The organism is Noviherbaspirillum sp. (assembly GCF_036563305.1).
GTDB lineage: Bacteria > Pseudomonadota > Gammaproteobacteria > Burkholderiales > Burkholderiaceae_D > Noviherbaspirillum.
Genome location: NZ_DATCMQ010000013.1, coordinates 189,284 through 205,514 on the forward strand (window position 1 = coordinate 189,284; position 16,231 = coordinate 205,514).

18 protein-coding genes and 1 tRNA gene are annotated in these 16,231 nt (G+C 68.0%); 9 read left to right on the plus strand and 10 right to left on the minus strand.

From position 1 onward, the window contains the following. Nucleotides 1-12 precede the first annotated feature (12 nt). From VIM12_RS11325 to arfB, 4 genes are all read right to left on the minus strand, one after another. A tRNA-Thr gene (locus VIM12_RS11325) sits at nucleotides 13-85 on the minus strand. A gap of 72 nt (nucleotides 86-157) precedes the next feature. Further along, entirely contained in the window at nucleotides 158-433 is a 276-nt protein-coding gene (locus VIM12_RS11330; RefSeq protein ID WP_331941737.1) for a hypothetical protein, read from the minus strand. A gap of 131 nt (nucleotides 434-564) precedes the next feature. Beyond that, nucleotides 565-777: an oxidoreductase-like domain-containing protein gene (locus VIM12_RS11335; protein ID WP_331941738.1), complete on the minus strand. Its 213-nt coding sequence runs from the start codon at nucleotides 775-777 to the stop codon at nucleotides 565-567. Between the two features lie 32 nt (nucleotides 778-809). Continuing rightward, nucleotides 810-1,220 (minus strand): alternative ribosome rescue aminoacyl-tRNA hydrolase ArfB, encoded by a 411-nt coding sequence (gene arfB, locus VIM12_RS11340; protein ID WP_331941739.1) that lies wholly within the window; start codon nucleotides 1,218-1,220, stop codon nucleotides 810-812. A 234-nt stretch (nucleotides 1,221-1,454) separates the two neighbouring features. Here arfB and VIM12_RS11345 point away from each other — a divergent pair, with 234 nt between their 5' ends. Both VIM12_RS11345 and VIM12_RS11350 read left to right on the plus strand, forming a co-directional pair. Then, a complete protein-coding gene (locus tag VIM12_RS11345) occupies nucleotides 1,455-2,006 on the plus strand; it encodes a hypothetical protein (RefSeq protein ID WP_331941740.1) in 552 nt (183 codons plus the stop codon). 66 nt (nucleotides 2,007-2,072) lie between these two features. Further along, nucleotides 2,073-2,270, plus strand: coding sequence for a hypothetical protein (locus tag VIM12_RS11350; protein ID WP_331941741.1), 198 nt, complete (start codon nucleotides 2,073-2,075; stop codon nucleotides 2,268-2,270). A gap of 4 nt (nucleotides 2,271-2,274) precedes the next feature. On the opposite strand, the gene VIM12_RS11355 is transcribed toward VIM12_RS11350, so the two are convergent. From VIM12_RS11355 to VIM12_RS11365, 3 genes are all read right to left on the minus strand, one after another. Beyond that, nucleotides 2,275-2,661 (minus strand): VOC family protein, encoded by a 387-nt coding sequence (locus VIM12_RS11355; RefSeq protein ID WP_331941742.1) that lies wholly within the window; start codon nucleotides 2,659-2,661, stop codon nucleotides 2,275-2,277. Next, entirely contained in the window at nucleotides 2,658-3,446 is a 789-nt protein-coding gene (locus VIM12_RS11360; RefSeq protein WP_331941743.1) for a helix-turn-helix domain-containing protein, read from the minus strand. Before VIM12_RS11360 ends, VIM12_RS11355 begins: the two co-directional genes overlap by 4 nt. Nucleotides 3,447-3,648: 202 nt before the next feature. After that, nucleotides 3,649-4,635 carry an RNA polymerase sigma-70 factor gene (locus VIM12_RS11365; RefSeq protein ID WP_331941744.1) on the minus strand — a complete coding sequence of 329 codons (987 nt, stop codon included), beginning with the start codon at nucleotides 4,633-4,635 and terminating at the stop codon, nucleotides 3,649-3,651. Between the two features lie 226 nt (nucleotides 4,636-4,861). Here VIM12_RS11365 and VIM12_RS11370 point away from each other — a divergent pair, with 226 nt between their 5' ends. The 4 genes from VIM12_RS11370 (at nucleotide 4,862) to VIM12_RS11385 (ending at nucleotide 8,218) form a co-directional block, all read left to right on the plus strand. After that, nucleotides 4,862-6,007: an alpha/beta hydrolase gene (locus VIM12_RS11370; RefSeq protein WP_331941745.1), complete on the plus strand. Its 1,146-nt coding sequence runs from the start codon at nucleotides 4,862-4,864 to the stop codon at nucleotides 6,005-6,007. A gap of 322 nt (nucleotides 6,008-6,329) precedes the next feature. After that, the gene (locus VIM12_RS11375) at nucleotides 6,330-6,587 is read left to right on the plus strand and encodes a hypothetical protein (RefSeq protein ID WP_331941746.1); all 258 of its coding nucleotides are present in this window, start codon (nucleotides 6,330-6,332) and stop codon (nucleotides 6,585-6,587) included. 133 nt (nucleotides 6,588-6,720) lie between these two features. Continuing rightward, entirely contained in the window at nucleotides 6,721-7,674 is a 954-nt protein-coding gene (locus VIM12_RS11380; protein WP_331941747.1) for an MYG1 family protein, read from the plus strand. Between the two features lie 130 nt (nucleotides 7,675-7,804). Further along, nucleotides 7,805-8,218, plus strand: a complete 414-nt coding sequence (locus VIM12_RS11385) for a VOC family protein (protein WP_331941748.1) — start codon at nucleotides 7,805-7,807, stop codon at nucleotides 8,216-8,218. On the opposite strand, the gene VIM12_RS11390 is transcribed toward VIM12_RS11385, so the two are convergent. After that, a complete protein-coding gene (locus tag VIM12_RS11390) occupies nucleotides 8,211-10,229 on the minus strand; it encodes a fused MFS/spermidine synthase (protein ID WP_331941749.1) in 2,019 nt (672 codons plus the stop codon). The genes VIM12_RS11385 and VIM12_RS11390 overlap by 8 nt on opposite strands. 100 nt (nucleotides 10,230-10,329) lie before the next feature. Continuing rightward, the gene (locus tag VIM12_RS11395) at nucleotides 10,330-11,517 is read right to left on the minus strand and encodes a polysaccharide pyruvyl transferase family protein (protein ID WP_331941750.1); all 1,188 of its coding nucleotides are present in this window, start codon (nucleotides 11,515-11,517) and stop codon (nucleotides 10,330-10,332) included. A gap of 87 nt (nucleotides 11,518-11,604) precedes the next feature. Here VIM12_RS11395 and VIM12_RS11400 point away from each other — a divergent pair, with 87 nt between their 5' ends. From VIM12_RS11400 to VIM12_RS11410, 3 genes are all read left to right on the plus strand, one after another. Then, the gene (locus VIM12_RS11400; protein WP_331941751.1) at nucleotides 11,605-11,886 is read left to right on the plus strand and encodes a hypothetical protein; all 282 of its coding nucleotides are present in this window, start codon (nucleotides 11,605-11,607) and stop codon (nucleotides 11,884-11,886) included. 8 nt (nucleotides 11,887-11,894) lie between these two features. Next, entirely contained in the window at nucleotides 11,895-12,344 is a 450-nt protein-coding gene (locus VIM12_RS11405; protein WP_331941752.1) for a DUF1810 domain-containing protein, read from the plus strand. 62 nt (nucleotides 12,345-12,406) lie between these two features. Continuing rightward, nucleotides 12,407-15,514: an ATP-binding protein gene (locus tag VIM12_RS11410; RefSeq protein WP_331941753.1), complete on the plus strand. Its 3,108-nt coding sequence runs from the start codon at nucleotides 12,407-12,409 to the stop codon at nucleotides 15,512-15,514. A gap of 18 nt (nucleotides 15,515-15,532) precedes the next feature. Here VIM12_RS11410 and VIM12_RS11415 read toward each other — a convergent pair whose 3' ends face one another. Next, the gene (locus VIM12_RS11415) at nucleotides 15,533-16,039 is read right to left on the minus strand and encodes an Hsp20/alpha crystallin family protein (RefSeq protein WP_331941754.1); all 507 of its coding nucleotides are present in this window, start codon (nucleotides 16,037-16,039) and stop codon (nucleotides 15,533-15,535) included. Nucleotides 16,040-16,231 lie beyond the last annotated feature (192 nt).

A 16,231-nucleotide genomic window follows, 5' to 3' on the forward strand; every position in this document is an offset into this window, starting at 1 on the left:
GCCTTTTTCTGATGCCAGCTGAAGGACTCGAACCCCCTACCTGTTCATTACATTTGAACTGCTCTACCTGTTGAGCTAAGCCGGCGTGGACGTCGTATGCAGTGATGTTATCGATTGTGGCGGGCGCTGCTTTGATCCCGCGTAAACAAGCAACAGCTCAGGCCTCGTATGCCCCCTGCCTTCTCTCGAACAGAGGACGCGCACCGGAACGATCGATCGCCCTGCGTTTCGGGAAGACGCCGGCGGCAAACATGTTGGCGGGACGACGCCGTTCGATGGCGCGGTCTGCGTAGCGGCGTTCCTTGCGCTGGCCGCGCATCAGCGTGACACCGGCCAGCATGGCGATGCCGGCAGCGAGGCCAACCAGCAGCGGCACGTTTTCATAGACGCGCGGACTACGGGTGGCGATGCGGGAGTCGAGGGCGGACTTCATGTCGATATCTCCTGAGAATGTTCTTGATGGCCCGCTTGCGGCAGGCCTGCACAACTATGACTCGGAGCAATCGCCTTCGTTCTGTCGCCATGCGGCAGGACCCGCCGGTATCGGCGGACGCTTGCTGTTGCTCAAGCGGATCCTGCAGGGCCGTCCGGTGGGCCGTCGGCGGCGCGCGGCGCCTGCCTTTCCTCCCACGCGCGCAGGGCCGCGCGGTACTGTTCCATCGCTTCGGCATAGCGGTCGAATACACAGGGGTCGCAGCCGCTCTGGCAGCATTCTTCGTCGGCGGGGCGTTGCGGCGGCTCGGGGGGCAGCGCGTCGGTGGCAGGGAAATAGTGCATGGGGAGGATCCGTTTCTGTCCTGCGGAAGGCGCTAGTCCTGCACCTTCCCGCGCAGGGATTTTATCCGTCCCCGCAGGTTCTTTCCTTCCAGCCGTTTTTCCCGGGCCGCGCGGGTCGGACTCGTCGGCCTGCGACTGACCGGTGCGACCGCGACGCTGTCGATCAACGCCTGCAGGCGACGCAGGGCTTCCTCCCGGTTGCGCTCGCGGCTGCGCTCGGTCTGCGCCTTGATCACCAGCACGCCGTCGCGCGTGATGCGCTGGTCGTCCAGCGCAAGCAGGCGTTCCCGCACGTCGTCGGGCAGCGATGAAGTACGGATGTCGAAGCGCAGGTGTATGGCGCTCGACACCTTGTTCACGTTCTGTCCGCCCGCACCCTGCGCGCGGATGGCGGTGAGTTCGATCTCGTTATCGGGGATGGCGATGCGGCGTCGGCTGCGCATGGACAGGAATCGGAATGGTCGGACCCGTCATTATCGCTGCTGCCCGCGGCGGGCGCACAGGGGGGATGCGATTGCCCCGCTGCCGATGCGCGGCGGCGCCGCGTCATCGTCGACCGCAATCCCTTCCCCGCCGCGCATCTCCCATATTCTCGGGATGTCCTGCCGCGCGTCCAGGGGTTACCATCACGGCCGCGCGGGGCAATGGCCGGCGCGACAACCTATGCGACGAAAGCCATGATGAAGAAAATGATCCCCGTGCTTGTTGCCTGCCTGGCACTGCTGACCGCCTGCGAAAGGATGCCGCCGGAAGCACCGGCAGCGGCTGCGGCGCCCTCGGTGCCGGCCGTCGGGATGATCGAAACCGAGAACTATGTGATGACGCTGCACCGGGCGATCCCGTTCACGCCGAAAACCGATGCGCTCGGGCTGATCAAGGCGAAGGACGGCCACCGCTACGTGGTGCTCGACATCTCGGTGCAGAACAAGAGCAGGGAAGTGCTGGAGATGGGCACCATCATGCTGTTCTCGAAAGTGACCGACAAGAACGGCAAGTCCTACGGCGGCAACCTTGGCGCGCTCACGGCCTGGGCACTGGACAATCCGGACCCGAAACACCAGGATGAATACGACGCCGTCTGGTCCATGGAATTTCCACCCGGTGAGACGCACCGCGCCGTGGTGCTCGGCCTCGAGCTGCCGCTGGACGTCACCGAACTGGTGTTCAGCGCGCCGGTCAAGGCGAACATGAACAGCGAGACGCGCCAGATTCGGTTCCCGGTGATCTGACCTGCGGCGGAGCGCGGTCGTCTGCGGTATCCTCGGCGCTTGCTTTTCCAGTGGCGTTGCATACCGATGAATACCGATGAAATCCTCCTTGTCCTGCTGAAATCCGCCGCCGTCGGCCTGCTGCTCGGCGCGGTCGCCTATCGGATGAAAGGCCGCAGCTTTCTCGGCTGGACGGCCATCGGCGCCGCCGCCGCCGCGGTCTTTCCCGGACTCTCCCTGGTGGCGCTGTTCGCCCTTGCCATGCTGCCGCGCCGCGGCTCCTGAGCGCTCAGGCGGGAGGCGCGTCCTGCCTGCGCTGCACGATGTCGACGCCGATGCCGTTGGGATCGACAACGACGAAATGCCGGTCGCCCCAGGGTTCATCGCGTATCGCCGCCTCGATCGGAACGCCCAGCTCCCGGATGCGATGGTACTCGGCGTCGACATCCGCGACCTCGACCGCGATCCACATTCCCTGCCCCTGGAACCCCGGCCGGAATACCGGCGCCTGCGTGTCCAGCCCGGGCCGCATGAAACCGAGCTCGCTCTCCCCCAGCTGAAGCAGCACGACCCAGTCATCCTCTCCCTCGTACACCACCTGGCAGCCGAACAGCCGCACATAGAAATCGCGCGATTCCCGCACCTTTTCCGTCACCACGCCAGACCACAATTTCATTCCTCTTCTCCTGCAAGGGGTTGATCACGCAGCAGATTCTCCGCCCCGGGCTGCCTGGGGTCTTGCAGGAAAACGACATTCGTCCGGGCCCATGCGGACGGCGGCAGCCCGGCGAAGCGCCGAAAGGCATTCGTCATGTGGCTCTGGTCGGCGAAGCCGGATGCTGCCGCGACCGCCGCCAGCGGCAGGGCGGAACGGGCCACGAGGACGGCGGCATGGCGGAACCGGACCACCTGCGCGAAGAACTTCGCCGGCACGCCCACGTTATCGAGGAAACTGCGCTCCAGCTGGCGCGGGCTGCGGAAGCCGCCGGCCCAGGCGTCGGGCAGCGCGAGCAGGCCGCGCGCGGCGACGATGGCGTCGATCACGCCGTCGACCGGCAGGCGCGCCGGCGGGCAATGCGACAAGTGACGTTCCAGCATGGCGTCCAGCAGCGCGAACACCTCCCGTCTGCCGCCGGCGAAGCCGGCAGCCATCATGGCGGGATCGAAACGCAGCACATCGTCCGCCGGCGCCGCGCCGTCGGTCAGCGCGCGCGCCGGCGTGTCGAGGAAGTGCCGGCTCTGGCCCGGCCTGAAACTGACGCCGAGGTAATGCGCCCCCGCTTCCAGGGCGATGTCGGTGCGACGCGTGGCGGTGCCGTACACCGCCGCCTGCGGGTCGCGCACGCCTGCCGTAAAGACAAGGTCGACCGCGCCGTCAGGCAGCACCGGGCACAACGGCGCCGTGTTGCCGCGGCTTAGCCAGTAGTGGCTGACGTAGGCCTGCAGGCGCGGCGCCGGCAAGGCAAAAATGACGGGACGTTCGATGTTGCACCTCCTGTGCGTGGGTGGCAGGCTCCGGCGGCCGCCGCTGGCGCCCGATCGCGAGGGCAATCGGCACCTTCCGTGCATTGCCAGTCGTTGCCTGTCGCCGCCATCGTCCGGCACGGTTGCCGTCGCGCGGGCTCGCATGAAAAACAACGGCGGCGCCTGCTGTTGCGACCGGTCAGGCGGCCGGCCCTACCGGGGCTGGACCGGCGAAGCCCCGGCCCATGCTTCCGGGCGCCAGGTCGGGACGGCGGGGCGCGCCGGCGAAGGGGTTGGTGACACAATGCCCGAACCAGTCGCCGCAGGCGATGCGCGCGAGCTTGTCGGGATTACGGATCGCATAGACCGCCCTGATGTGCCGGTCGTCCATGTCGAAGGCGAACGCGGTGTCGAGCTTGCCGTCGGTGAAGCGCAGCAGTCCCGGTTCGCCATTGACGTACACATGCTCGTGGCGAATCTCCCGGGCACCGGTCTGGGCGATGGCATGGAACAGCCGCGCGAGACGGTCGGCGCCATGCAGGACCTTGAGGACCGCGATTGCCTTGCCGCCGCCGTCCGAGGTCATCATCGCGTCGTCGGCAAAGAGTTGCACCAGGTCGCTGCGGTTGCCGGTCTGCGCGGCGCGCACGAAACTGCCGAGCAGCCGTACCCGGGTATCGGCATCGGGGACGTACCGCTGCCGCCCCTCCTGCAGGCGCTCGCGCGCGCGGTGCAGGGTCTGGCGGCAGCCGGCCGCTGTCTTGCCGAGCATTTCCGCGATCTCGGCATAACCATGGTCGAACACGTCGTGCAGCAGGAACACCGCCCGCTCCGCCGGCGACAGCCGCTCGAGCAGCAGCATGAAGGCAAGCGACACCTCCCCCTTGAACATCGCGTCGTCCTCCGGCGAGGGTGCCGCCGCGCTGACCAGCGGCTCGGGCAGCCAGGGGCCGACGTACGCCTCGCGCTGCAGCTTGGCGTGACGCAGGCGGTCCAGGCAGAGTCGGGTGACGGTTGTCACCAGCCAGGCCTCGGGGATATGTATTGCCGCATGGTCGGCGGCGTTCCAGCGCAGCCAGGCATCCTGCACCGCGTCTTCGGCGTCGGCAGCGGAGCCCAGCATGCGATAGGCAATGGCGTGCAGTTTCGGGCGGCATGCCGTAAACGCCGCGGATTGTCCGTCCATCGAGTGCCCTCCTTCCTTGCAACGGCTTGAAACAACCGCCGTCCAGCGCTCACGTGGCGCAGGACGGCGCCTGTGCCCATGATACGTCGGCGGCGTGCCGCGCGCAGCCGCAGCCTTGTCGCAGGAACCCGGCCGTCCTCCCCTAGTCTTATCAGGCGGGCAACGTCCCGGATTGCGCGCAGGCGGCCGTCCGGTACCGCGCGAAAACAGCCGACGAGGGGGATGCATGTTCGCAATGCCGCTGCCGTTCCTGCTCGCCGTCATGGCCGGCCTCGCTTCCCTTGCCTTGCTGGCCGGCGGTGTCGCCATACTAGTGCTCTGGGTGCAAGGCGGCCTGGCGGGAGCTTCCTGGCTGCTGGCGGGCGCGGCGATGCTGCTGTGGGCGCTGTTCGGCCGCCTTCTCGTGCTCGCCGTCTATCCGTCCGGCGATGCCGCGCCGCCGGTGATGCGCCGCGCCGCCGGCAAGAAGATCCAGGCCCCCGACGGCAGCATCCTGCATGTCGAATCGGAGGGACCCGCCGACGCGCCCGTCATCGTGCTCACCCATGACTGGGGCCTGGACAGCAGCGCCTGGCAGGATGTGCGCGCCACGCTGTCGCAACGCTACCGCCTGCTGTCATGGGATCTGCCCGGGCTCGGGCGATCAAGGGGGCCGGTGGACGGCGGGTATTCGATGGCGCGGCTGGCTGAAGACCTGCGCCGGGTGATCGACGAGGCCGGGGCAAGGCCGGTGACGCTGGTCGGCCACGGGATCGGCGCCATGATGGTCCTGACCTTGTGCCGGCTCCATCCGGACCTGATGACGCGCAAGGTGAACGGCATCGTGCTGATGGATGCCACGCATCGCTCGCCGCTGCGCGGCGGCGGCGGGGCAGGCCTGCTGCGCCTGTTGCGCTGGCCGCTGGTGGAACCGCTGCTTCTGCTCACGATCCTGCTGTGGCCGCTGGCGTGGCTGCTGAACGTCCAGAGCTACGCCAGCGGACTCGCGCACCTCGGCAACAGGATGTCGGTGTTCAGCGGCACCGTGACGCGCCGCCAGCTCGACCACGCCGCGCGCACCCATCTCAGGCACAAGCCCTCGGTGCTGGCCAAGGGCCTGCGCGCGATGCTGCAATGGGACGAGAGCGCGACGCCGGCGCGCATTCCCGTCGTGACGCGGGTTACCGCGGGCGAGTCGGACCGCCTCACGCCGCCCGAAGCAGGCAGGCAACTGGCCGCGCTGATTCCGCGGGCGGATTTCGTCGGCATCGCGGCGGCGGGACACCACGCGCCACTGCAGGAAGGCCGCCGCTACGCGGAGTTGATCGCGCAACTGGCCGACAAGGCCAACACCCCGGCCGCAGCCGCCGGGACATCCCACCCGCAGGAGTGACCATGTTCTTCTTTTTCTCGAACAAGCTCGGCTGCCTTGGATCGATCATCGTCTCCCTGGTCCTGACGCTGCTGCTGCTTGCCTTGTTCGGCTGGCTGTAGCCTGCCGGGCAAAGCGCTGTCGCGCGTGCGCGTACGCGGACGGCAGCCGCCACATCAGGCGCACCGCGGCACGACGCTTGCATGCGTTTGCGCGGGAAGGCAACGTCGGCCATCGCACCGCCGCGACAGCACCGGAATGCGGCATGCCATGCCGCAGGGAGCGGGTTCATCCAACCGGCATGCACAATAGCGGTGCGCACTCACCATCGAAGGGACAGGACATGACGGACACGGTCAACAGCAGGACGATTGCGGCGCACCTGTCGACACTGGCATGTCTGCTGGAAGCGGAGGCGGCGCGCGCACAGGCGCTCGGCCTGCGACCGTCGCGCGACCTGGCCCGGGAAGCGCGGGAAGTGCGCGACCTCGGCGACTGCCTGTGGCAGGCCGATGTGCAGCTCGCGTTGAGTGGCGGCGCCGACCGGGCCGGGCGCAGCGGTTCCGGGAACGTGGTCCCCATCGGGTCGGCCGCCGGCTGACGCGGTCCGCCGCCAGGCGTCGCGAGGCAGCCCGGCGCGCTGCAGGAAATCCGGATCGCCGCTATCCTTGCCGGAATCTCCGCGGCCGCCGCGCGTCACACCTCCGTGTGCAATCCACTTTCCCGCAAGCCAAATGCTCATCGCCACCCATTCCGGAAAATTCCATGCCGACGACGTCTGGGCCGTCGCCGTGCTCGACATCCTCTTCCCTGGCAGCCAGCTTATCCGCACGCGCGACGCGGCGCGCCTGGCGGAAGCCGATTTTGCGGTCGATGTCGGCGGGGTCTGGGATGCCGCCGCCGGCCGCTTCGATCATCACCAGAAGGGCTTTGACGGCGCGCGCCAGAATGGCGTCGTCTATGCCAGCGCCGGACTGGTGTGGAAGGAGTACGGCGGACGCTGCGTCGCTCAGCTTGCGCATGAATGCTGCGGCCAGGAACTGCCGCCTCAGCGGGCGCAGGAGATTGCCTGGGCAATCGACAGCGATCTGGTCCAATACCTCGATATGGCCGATACCGGCAGCGCCAAGAATGCGCCCGGCGGCTATGGCTTGTCGGCGGTGGTGTCCGGCTTCAATCCTACCTGGATCGACGAACAGATGGCCGGCAGCGTCGAGGCGGCGGAGGAATTCCGCCTCAACCAGTTCCGCCGCGCGATGGGCTTCATCCGCGAAATCATCATCAATGCGGTGAAGTACCGGGTCGGGGCCCTGCTTGCCCTGGACCAGGTGCGTCAGGCGGAGCGGCTGGAAGGTGGCTCGGTGCTGTTCCTCGGCAATGCCGCGCTGCCCTGGTCCAGCGTGGTGCGCAACGAGATGCCGGAGGTCCTGTTCGTGGTCAGCTACAGCATGAACGAGAACCGCCACATGATCCACACCGTTCCCGTGGCCGCCGACAGCTTCAAGGCGCGCAAGGACCTGCCGAAGGCATGGGCGGGCCTGCGGGGCGGCGAACTGGCGGCGGTGACCGGCGTCGAGGACGCGATCTTCTGCCACAACAACGTGTTCATTGCGGCAGCGGTATCGTACGAGGGCATCATGCGTCTTGCCCGCCTGGCGCTCGCGGAGCCCGACCCGCGCGGCGCCTGAAGCCCCGGGCCTGGAAGAAATACTTCTCTCGCTGTCGATCCGGGGCGGCGCCGTTCGTCGTCATCGCAGGAGCGCCGGCAATGCGTTCCCGCGCCCGGCGCCGCTTTGCCCGGTCCCAGAGGAGAGAACCATGCAAGTCCAACCCTACCTGTTTTTCGGCGGCCGCTGCGAAGAGGCGCTGACCTTCTACCGCGAAGCCCTGGGCGCCGAGGTGCCGACCATGATGCGCTTCAGGGAGAGTCCGGAGCCCTGCGCGCCGGGCATGGTGCCGCCGGGCTTCGAGGACAAGGTCATGCATGCGGAATTCCGTATCGGCGATTCGATGCTGATGGCGTCCGACGGCTGCAGCACCCAGACCGGGTTCCAGGGCGTCTCCCTGTCCATCGGCGTGCGCGACGACGCCGAGGCCGCGCGCGTGTTCAATGCCCTTGCGCAGGGCGGCAAGGTCGAGATGCCGCTGCAGAAGACCTTCTTTGCCAGCAGCTTCGGCTCCGTCGCCGACCGGTTCGGCGTGAGCTGGCTGGTCGTCGCGTCGCCTACCTGAGCACCTCGAACAGGTTGTTGAAGTCGTCGGTCCAGACGGCGAGCCCGGGCGCCGCGGGAATGGCGGCGGCGGCGTCCCGGATCGCCGGGCGCCGCAGGATGTCCGCCTGCGCCGACACCAGCACCCAGTCGGTGCGATGGCCGGTGGTGTCGTTGCCGCTGTCGACGATGCGCACCGCATGCAAGCCCTGGTCGGCGGCGAGACGCTCGACCACCGGCGCCAGGGACAGGAACTTGTTGGTGACATGGAAGGCGACGACACCGCCGGGCCTGAGGTGGCGCCGGTACACCGAGAGTGCTTCCCGCGTGATCAGGTGCACCGGTATCGCGTCCCCGGAGAAGGCATCCACCGCCAGCACGTCAAAGTGCTGCGGCGCTTCCTTCTCCAGTGCCAGCCGCGCGTCGCCGAGGACGGTCTCGACCCTTGCGCGGCTGTCGCGCAGGAATGAAAACTCGTCGCGGGCGATCGCCATCACCTGCGGGTTGATCTCGTAGAAGCGGAACACGTCACCTTCCCTGCCGTATGCCGCCAGCGTCCCCGTGCCGAGCCCGATGACGCCCACCCGTCGGCCGCCGCTGCCGGCACCGGCTTCCCGGATCGCCAGCGCGACGCCGCTCTTCTCGCCATAGTAGCTGGTCGGCTCCTGCCGGCGATGCGCGACCAGGTACTGCTCGCCATGCCGGATCGAGCCGTGGTACAGCCCGCGCACGCTGCCCTCCCCGCGCAGCGTGTCCTGCGTCCGCACGCTGCCGTAGAAATTGCGCTCGATGCGGCGCGCCGTGTCCAGGTCGCGGCTGACCTGGATCTGGAGGAAATAGCCGCAGGCGAGCGCCAGCAGCACCGAGGCCGCCACCAGCACACGGCGCCCGGCGAACACGAAGACCGCCAGCACCGCGACCGCCGCCAGCCCGATGCCGAGCTCGTAATAGGAGGGCAGCAGGCGTGGCACCAAAAGGCCGACGGCGATGCCGCCGAGCGCGCCGCCGAGCGACAGCATCAGGTAGAAGCGGGTCAGGTAGCGCGGCGGCGGCCGCATCGCGGCCAGCTCGCCGTGCAGGAACATGCACAGCAGGAACAGGCCGGTTGCATACAGCGGCACCGCGGTGCGGATGTTGAAACCGAGGCGTGCATCCTGCAGGCCGTAGGCGCACAGCAGCAACGCGGCGGCGCCTGCCGGCAGGAAGAACGCGCGCCGGTACCAGCGGTCGCTTTCGAAGCACAGGATGAAGCTCAACAAGTAGAGGCTGAGTGGCAGCACCCAGAGAAAGGGCACGGAAGCGATGTTCTGCGTGATGTGGTTGGTGACCGCCAGCAGCAGCCAGGAACCGAGGGCCGACAGCAGCAGCCATAGCAGGTAGGAGGCGGGACGGGGAGCTTGCGGGGCAAGCTGCCCTTCCTGCCGGTGCGTTTCAGACAGCGAAGGCGCTTGACGGCGGGCGCGCAGCGCCGAGGCTGCGCATAGCACGGCGAACAAGACGTACAGCGCCGACCAGATGCCGGCCTGCACCGGTACCCGGGCGCGCGGCTCGAGCAGCAGCGGATAGCCGATCAGCGCCGCCAGCGACGCCAGGTTGGACAGCGCGTAGTAGCGATAGACCCGCGCGCCCGGAAGCGTGCGGCTGATCCATCCCTGTACCAGGGGCCCGGTGGTCGACAGCAGGAAATACGGCAGGCCGATGGTCGCGCCCAGCATCAGCAGGATGCGCCAGGACGGGTCTTCGGTGCCATCCGGCTTCCAGCCCGCGTCGGCGACGATGGGGAGGAAGGCCAGGCTCAGCGCGAGCAGCGTCAGGTGCAGCAAGGCCTGGGAACGCGCGGACAGGTGCCGGGTCACCCAGTCCGCATAGGCATATCCGGCCAGCAAGACCGCCTGGAAGAAGGCAAGACAGCTCGCCCATACCGCCGCCGACCCGCCGAACCATGGCAGGATCTGCTTCGATATCAGGGGCTGGACGAGAAAGAGCAGGAAGGCGCTGCAGAAGATGGTGCCGGCAAAGAGGAGTCGGGTCATTTGGAATTGTTGTCTGGACAGCAGGCAGGAGTAGCTGTGACCGCCGGTCGCGCAACGAGTTTTCCGCGGGCAGCGTCAGGGTGGCGTCCGGGGCGCGGTTTCAGGCGAGCGCCGCGCGCACCGTATCGAACGCCTGATGATAGGCAACTGCCGCCGCCGCGCCCGCCCGGTCGAGGGCAGCCGGGGACATCCCGAGGACGGACTGCAGCGCCCGCCCCGCATCCTGCGGCAATGCGCACGGCATTTCCGGATCCCAGCAGGCCGCGAAGGCGGCAGCCTTTGCACAGCTTTCCCCATGCGTGCGGCACAGCGAGACGCGGGGCCGGCCGAAGGCCATGGCGATGATCCTGCCGTGCAGGCTGCTGCCGCAATACGCGGTGCTGCCGGCGACCAGCGCGCAGATGTCGAAGACGTCGAGCGACGGGAAAATCTGCGCCTGGCACTGCGACAGCTTCTGCAGCAGGCGCGCGCATGTCGGACGGTCGTCATGCCAGGGTGCCGTCCCGGCGAGGAACAGGACGGCGCCGAGGCCGGTGCGGCGCGCTACCGCATCCAGCGAGGATGCCAGCGCGGCCAGCGTGCCATCGTCCCCGAAGTCGGCACTGCATTGCACTGCCACGTAGCCGCGGGGAAAAGCCGCCGCAATCGCTGCACAAGGGCCTTGCGCGATGCGCGCGCTGATCCGGCCGCCAAACAGTGCGGCCGTCAGCACCGCCGGGTCGGCCATCAGGCGGGCGCCCACGCCGGCCGCCGCCAGCGCGGCGAGCGTATCGCGGTCCCGCACGCCCACGAGGTCGGCGTCGCGCAGCTTGCCGAAGACTTCGTCACGGACGGCCGCCGCCTGCGCCAGGCCGACGCCGCCCACGCCGTTGTAGATCACGCGGCGCGCGCGCGGGAACAGCGCGCGCCCGGCCGTGTAGGGCGCGTGCGAGGGCACGCGAAGCACGTCGCGGACGAAGGCGGCGCGGGCGACGGGATCGGACTCGAGATAGGCAATTGCTGCGGTCGCATCCGCGGACGGCAGCAGCATGGCCGCCGCCTGCCATGCGCTGCAGGTCAGCACTTCGCCGCCCGCGTGCACGATGTCCACCTCTTCGCCGGCGAACTGCGCGGCAACGTCGGCCAGCGCCAGGGTCCGGTGCCCGCCGAAGGGGGTAAGGTCGCGGGCCGCCAGCCCGGTGAACACCAGCGGCCGGTCCGGCAACAACGCTGCCAGAATGTGCGGAAACAGCAGGTCGCCGAAATTGTGCCGGTCAAAGGCGCCGAACACGATGCAGGGTCGAACCATGCCCGTCTCGCCGGCGCGCCGATCGTGGAACCATGTCATCATCGTCGCAATCTCTCCCTAGACGCGGCGCGAGCCGCACTATTCAACATGGAAAAATTCCTGATACAGAACGAGTTCGGGCAGGCGCAGGAACTGCTGGGAGAGGAAATCCGCGTGGCGGGTTTCGAGGAGCTGCAATTCATCCTGCATTCCTGGCTGTACGACAAGCATGGCGGCTGGGCCGTCACCGAGCGCTCCTCCGGAAAACGCATCACCAGCGGACCGTCGGGCACCGAGCATGCGGCCGCCGCACAGCTGGAACAACAGTTGCGTATCCATGGCAAGGATGCGCTGCTGCGGGTGCTCGGCAAGGGCCCGCTCTCGAGCTGAAGATCGTGATGGCGGCCGCCGACCTTCAGCGCTATCTCGATGCCCAGGATGGCGTGTACGCGACGGTGCTGCAGGAACTGCAGGCGGGCCGCAAGCGCAGCCACTGGATGTGGTTCATTTTTCCGCAACTCGCCGGACTTGGACAGAGCGCCCTGTCGCGGCACTTTGCCATCGCGTCGCTCGACGAGGCCCGGGCCTATCTCGTCCATCCGGTGCTGGGCGGGCGGCTGCGCGCGTGCGCCGCGCTCGCCTGCGCCGCACCGTGGTCCGACCCGGCCGCGGTTTTCGGACCGCCGGACGACCTCAAGTTCCATTCCTCGATGACACTGTTCGCCCTTGCGGACGGCAACGGCAACGGCATCTTCTTCGAGTGCCTGCGCAAGTTCTTTCGCGGAAAGCCGGATCCCGCGACCCTCGCCCTGCTTGGGGAAACCGGCATTGAAGAACTTTTTCGTTGACCAGCGGTATATCTGGTAAGCCCTTTTCCGGAGTCCGGCGCAGGCCGCGCCTATATTGCCCGATGCAGACAACCCAACCGCTGGACCTCACTGCCTGTGACAAGGAGCCTATCCACATCCCTGGCCTGATACAGGGCTTCGGTGCGCTGCTCGTGTTGCGGCCTCAGGACCTGTCCATCCAGCAGGCAAGCGCAAACCTCGACCAGGTGCTCGGCATTGTCGCGGAAGAAGCCGTCGGGCGCATGCTGGAGGACGTGATAGGCGCACACGCATGTGCAGCCCTGCGCGACGCCCTCTCCCGCGGCGCCCTGCATGCGGTGTCGCCCACCCTGGTGCACCTGCCCGGGGAACGCGCCGCGCGCGAATGCTACATGCAGTACAACATGTCCGGGGGAGCGCTGCTGGCGGAGTTCGAGCCGGCCGGCGACAGAGCCGGGACGCTGCCGGGACTGCAGGGTGAACTGCCTTTTCGTGCGATCAACACCTGCGCCAGTGCCGAGGCGCTTTGCGGCCTGCTGGCGAGGGAAATGCGGCGTCTCACCGGCTTCGACCGCTGCATCGCCTATCGTTTCGACGAAGACTGGCATGGCGTCGTGATCGCGGAGGACCGGAACGAGGTCTATCGCGAAAGCTTCCTTGGGCACCATTTCCCGGCATCGGACATTCCGGCGCAGGCGCGCAAGCTGTTTACGCTGAACCACCTGCGGCTGATTCCGGACGTGAGCGCCCGCCCGGTGCCGCTGCATCCACCCTACCCTTCGCCGGACATGAGCTACAGCACCCTGCGCAGCGCCGCGCCGGTCCACCTGGAATACCTCGGCAACATGGGCGTGCGTGCCTCGCTGACGGTTTCGCTGATGTGCGGCGACCGCCTGTGGGGCATGCTCACCTGCCATCATGCAACGCCCCACATGGTGCCGGTCGCCACGCGCCTGCGCTGCAAGGCGCTGGCCGAGATCGCTTCCTACGCGGTCGCGACCATCGAAAGCGGCGAGGCAGCGCGGATGCGCGCCGCGCGCACCCAGGCATTGCGGCAGGTGCAGGAAGCGCTTGCTGCAGGAACGCGCTTCCAGGACGCAGTACAGGAAGCATCGGGGCAGATGCTGGAAGCGCTGGGGGCGGACACCCTGCTGCTGAACGTGGACGGCGTGTCGCTGGAATTCGGCGCCGCCCTGCCGCAGCGCGTGGCGGAGCCGGTGCGGGCGGCGCTGCAGCGCGAGCTGCAAGGCGTGGTCACGCACAGCAGGCATCTGGCCGCGCTCGATCCCGGGCTTGCCGACATCGCGCCTGTCGCGAGCGGCGCGCTTTACTGCCGCCTGGACCAGGCCGGCAGCCATTTCCTCGCGCTGCGGCGGGAAGTGGTGGAGGCGCGCAACTGGGCCGGCAACCCGGACAAGCCGGTCGATGCACCCGACGGCCGGCTGCATCCGCGCAAGTCCTTCGCCTTGTGGCAGGAAGCGGTGCGCAACCGCTCGCAGCGCTGGCTGGCAGTCGATACCGAGGCTGCGCTCGAACTGCGCCGCATGCTGCTGGAACGCCGCGAGCAGATCGCGCGCAAGGAATTCGAGGGTGCGCTGCGGGCCGAGCGCGACCGCAGCAGCGGCATCCTGGAGGCGATGGCGGAAGGATTCGCCCTGGTCGACCGGGACCTGCGCATCCTGCAGGTCAACACCGAGGGATTGCGGCTCGGCGGCCGGGACGCAGGTGAAGCTGCCGGCCGCACCCTCACGGACTTCTGGCCGCAGGCCTTTCCCGAGCAAACCATGCGTGTCTGCCGGCAGGTGCTGGCACAGCGCGGGCACGCGGTGCTCGAACAGGAGGTGCTTTCCGGGAGCCGTCCGCTCTGGCTCGACATCCGGCTCTACCCCTCGGGCGAGGGCCTGGCCATCTTCTTCCGCGACGTGAGCGATCGCAAGACGATGGAGGCCGCGCTGCGGGACGTCAACGGGCTGCTGGAGGAAAGGGTGGCGGCGCGCACCAGGGAGCTGGAGCACGCGCATCAGCAGCTGCACCAGAGCCAGAAGATGGAGGCGCTCGGGCAGCTGACCGGCGGCATCGCGCACGACTTCAACAATCTGCTGGCCAGTATCGTGAGCAGCATGGAGATCATGTCGCTGCGCCTGCAGCAGGGACGGACCGACGGGCTGGAGCGCTATGTCGACACGGCTTCCACGGCAACCGGCCGCGCCGCGTCGCTGATCCAGCGGCTGCTCTCGTTCGCCCGCCAGCAGTCGCTGAAACCGGTGCAGGTCGACATCAACCAGCTGGTCGACGGCGTCGCGGACCTCGTCCAGCGGGCGATCGGCCCGGCAATCCGGCTCGAGCTGCGCCTGGCGGCGGAGTTGTGGCCGGTCGCCTGCGACCCGAACCAGCTGGAGAACGCCCTGCTGAACCTCGCCATCAACGCCCGCGACGCGATGCCGGGAGGCGGCACGCTCACGGTGGAGACGCGCAAGCTCGTGATCGGCGAAAGCCAGCAGGAAAAGGACATGCCGCCCGGCGAATACGCGATGCTGTCGGTGAGCGACACCGGGACCGGCATGCCGCCCGATGTCGCGGCGCGCGCCTTCGATCCCTTCTTCACGACAAAGGCGGTCGGCAAGGGTACCGGGCTTGGCCTGTCGATGGTCTACGGCTTTGTCCGCCAGTCGGGCGGAGACACGCGCATCTTCTCGGAAGCCGGAAAGGGAACGACGATCCGCATATGCCTGCCCCGCTCGCGCCAGGCGCAGGATGCGGGTGCGGAGGCGGCCTCGTCCGTCGCTCCGGCCCATGCGGCATTGCGCGATGCCGACGTGCTGCTGGTCGAGGATGAAACGCAGCTTCGCACGCTGTTGCGCGAAATGCTGCAGGACATCGGCTGCCGGGTGGTCGAGGCGGGGGATGCGGAGGAGGCGTTCGCCCTCCTGCGCAAGGGAAACCGGATCGACATGCTGATCAGCGATGTCGGCCTCCCCGGGTCCGTCGACGGCAACGCCCTGGTCAAGCAGGTCCTCGCCGACCGGCCTGGCCTCGCGGCCCTGCTGATCAGTGGCTACGGGGACCAGCAGGCCGCAAGCGGCACGGTGCCGATGCTGGCAAAACCATTCGCCCTGTCGGCATTCGTCGCCCGCGTGCTGGAACTGCTGCCGGCGCCGGACGCGGCGGCGGGGCCGCGCGGCGGCACCTGACCCACGCCCGATGCAGGCTTACTCCACCTTTACCGACTGGCGGCGCGGCGTGCCCGGATCAAGCTTCGGCAGCTCGACCCGCAGCACGCCGTCGGCGTAGGTGGCCTTCGCCTGGTCGCCAAGCACCGCCGCCGGCAACGCCACGACCCGCTCGAAACGCCCATAGGCGCACTGAAGCACGCGGTAGCGGCCTTCGGACGCTTCGCGCCGGAAACGCTTTTCGCCGCGGATCACCAACAGGTTCTCCTGCACTTCCACGTCCAGCGCCTCCTTGTCGACACCCGGCACCTCGACCTGCACGACCACGCGGCGCTCGTCCTCGAACAGGTTGCTTCCCAACATGGACCAGGTGCCCGAAGGAATGAAGAACATGTCGTCCACCAGTCCCTTCTCCGGCAGGCCGGTTTCCTGCCCCGGCCGGAAACCGGTCAGCGCGCTGGACGCCGACTGCCGCAGGTGCTGCCATCCCTCGGACATCGAGTCCCAGAGCGTGGAAAAACTTTGCTTGAGTTCATTCAGGTTCATGTTCGGCTCCTTCATGCGGGATTCATAGGTGCCTGCCGAAGCGGCGATTTCAATGCCTTCCGAAAGGAAAAGAGAAGCTGCGTCAGGGCATTGCCGATTTACAGTCATTTGCAGTAATTGCACGAGCGCCCGCGCCGCGGCTGCGCGCGAGCAAGGCAGGGTGCGACAGCGGCGGCTAGCATGGTTCTTGCT

Coding starts and splice junctions, on each gene's coding strand:
- VIM12_RS11330 (WP_331941737.1), bottom strand. CDS start 433: ATGAAGTCCGCCCTCGACTCCCGCATCGCCACCCGTAGTCCGCGCGTC.
- VIM12_RS11335 (WP_331941738.1), bottom strand. CDS start 777: ATGCACTATTTCCCTGCCACCGACGCGCTGCCCCCCGAGCCGCCGCAA.
- arfB (WP_331941739.1), bottom strand. CDS start 1,220: ATGCGCAGCCGACGCCGCATCGCCATCCCCGATAACGAGATCGAACTC.
- VIM12_RS11345 (WP_331941740.1), top strand. CDS start 1,455: ATGATGAAGAAAATGATCCCCGTGCTTGTTGCCTGCCTGGCACTGCTG.
- VIM12_RS11350 (WP_331941741.1), top strand. CDS start 2,073: ATGAATACCGATGAAATCCTCCTTGTCCTGCTGAAATCCGCCGCCGTC.
- VIM12_RS11355 (WP_331941742.1), bottom strand. CDS start 2,661: ATGAAATTGTGGTCTGGCGTGGTGACGGAAAAGGTGCGGGAATCGCGC.
- VIM12_RS11365 (WP_331941744.1), bottom strand. CDS start 4,635: ATGGACGGACAATCCGCGGCGTTTACGGCATGCCGCCCGAAACTGCAC.
- VIM12_RS11370 (WP_331941745.1), top strand. CDS start 4,862: ATGTTCGCAATGCCGCTGCCGTTCCTGCTCGCCGTCATGGCCGGCCTC.
- VIM12_RS11375 (WP_331941746.1), top strand. CDS start 6,330: ATGACGGACACGGTCAACAGCAGGACGATTGCGGCGCACCTGTCGACA.
- VIM12_RS11380 (WP_331941747.1), top strand. CDS start 6,721: ATGCTCATCGCCACCCATTCCGGAAAATTCCATGCCGACGACGTCTGG.
- VIM12_RS11385 (WP_331941748.1), top strand. CDS start 7,805: ATGCAAGTCCAACCCTACCTGTTTTTCGGCGGCCGCTGCGAAGAGGCG.
- VIM12_RS11390 (WP_331941749.1), bottom strand. CDS start 10,229: ATGACCCGACTCCTCTTTGCCGGCACCATCTTCTGCAGCGCCTTCCTG.
- VIM12_RS11395 (WP_331941750.1), bottom strand. CDS start 11,517: ATGGTTCGACCCTGCATCGTGTTCGGCGCCTTTGACCGGCACAATTTC.
- VIM12_RS11400 (WP_331941751.1), top strand. CDS start 11,605: ATGGAAAAATTCCTGATACAGAACGAGTTCGGGCAGGCGCAGGAACTG.
- VIM12_RS11405 (WP_331941752.1), top strand. CDS start 11,895: ATGGCGGCCGCCGACCTTCAGCGCTATCTCGATGCCCAGGATGGCGTG.
- VIM12_RS11410 (WP_331941753.1), top strand. CDS start 12,407: ATGCAGACAACCCAACCGCTGGACCTCACTGCCTGTGACAAGGAGCCT.
- VIM12_RS11415 (WP_331941754.1), bottom strand. CDS start 16,039: ATGAACCTGAATGAACTCAAGCAAAGTTTTTCCACGCTCTGGGACTCG.